This is a genomic window from Sporosarcina sp. P1 (assembly GCF_002743155.1).
Classification (GTDB): domain Bacteria; phylum Bacillota; class Bacilli; order Bacillales_A; family Planococcaceae; genus Sporosarcina; species Sporosarcina ureae_B.
Window position 1 is genome coordinate 1 of sequence record NZ_PDYS01000045.1, and the last position, 1,465, is coordinate 1,465.

Here is a 1,465-nt window from a genome sequence, read left to right on the forward strand (position 1 = left end):
TAAAATGTACCCTATAAGATAGACACTTTGAAAAAAGTCTATCCTATAGGGTACTTTTGTTTATAATGAATAAAAAGATGTGGGAGCGGATGAATGTGACTGAACGATTGTTTACCTTAAAAGAACAAGCACGCTTGCAATGCAATCCTAACGTACAAGCTGTTAGTGATAAATCCATCACCTATACAGATGAGTTTAAACGTCATTTTATTTCGGAAAATGAAAAAGGAAAACTGCCGCGAGACATTTTTGAAGAGGCTGGATTAGATGCCGATTTAATAGGAGCAGTTCGGATTAAATCTGCAGGAAAGCGTTGGCGTGCCGCCTATAGAAAAAGCGGGGTGGAAGGCTTACAAGACACACGAAAAACCAATTCAGGCCGTCCATCAGAACGCGACTTGACATCCGAAGAAAAGATTGAACGTCTAGAAGCGAAAAACCGCTTATTACAGGCGGAAAATGAACTGTTAAAAAAGCTCGATCTACTCGAAAGGCAGATGATGAAAAAGAAATCACAATCCAAACGACGCTAAAATATGAACTAATTAATTTCACCATCCAAAAGTATAAATTAGCACGTTTGGTGAGCTACTTATGCGAACTTATGGAGGTATCGCGTTCGGGCTACTATAGGCACTTTGGAGAGAAATCTAAACAGAAACGTGCCGCTCGCGAACAGGCAGACGAAGTTGTAAAGGAAATCATTTTAAAGGCCTATCATTTTCGAGGACGAAAAAAAGGAGCACGCCAAATTAAAATGACACTCGAAAATCAGTACGGCATTACATATAACCTAAAACGCATTCGCCGGATTATGAAAAAATTCGATATCATCTGTCCCATCCGCAAAGCCAACCCAGCACGTCGTATGGCAAAGGCGACGAAAGAGCACCGCACATGTGAAAACACGTTACAACGTGAGTTTAAGCAAGGGGTGGCTGGAAAGGTATTATTGACCGACATCACCTATTTGACATATGGAAATGGCAAACGTGCTTACTTGTCAACGATTAAAGACGCCCAAACGAATGAAATTTTAGCCTATGAAGTTTCTTCTTCGTTAGGTTTGGAGATCGCAATGAATACGCTTCGCAAACTAAAGAAACATCGTCATTTAATGACAGATGCCTTTATACATTCAGATCAAGGATTTCATTATACAAACCCAAAGTATCAGGCAGCAGTGAAGAAAATGGGGTTAGGACAATCGATGTCACGCAGAGGGAACTGTTGGGATAATGCTCCACAGGAATCATTTTTCGGTCACTTCAAGGATGAAACCAATATAAAAGATTGTGAGACAATGGAAGAAGTTAGGCGGGAAATCAAGAGTTATATGACGTACTATAACCATTATCGCGGGCAGTGGAACTTGAAAAAGCTGCCGCCTGCAGAATACAGACGACAGCTTCAACAAGCAGCTTAGGCTTTTTTTATAATTGTCCTTTACAAAGGGTACATTTTA

1 protein-coding gene is annotated in these 1,465 nt (G+C 40.3%); it reads left to right on the plus strand.

What is annotated here, in order from left to right; translation table 11 throughout:
* Positions 1-95: 95 nt before the first annotated feature.
* A protein-coding gene (locus tag CSV73_RS16225; protein ID WP_232319244.1) for an IS3 family transposase occupies positions 96-1,426 on the plus strand; the annotation gives its coding sequence in 2 pieces (ribosomal slippage) (positions 96-477 and positions 477-1,426; 1,332 coding nt in all).
* The last annotated feature ends 39 nt before the right edge of the window (positions 1,427-1,465 follow it).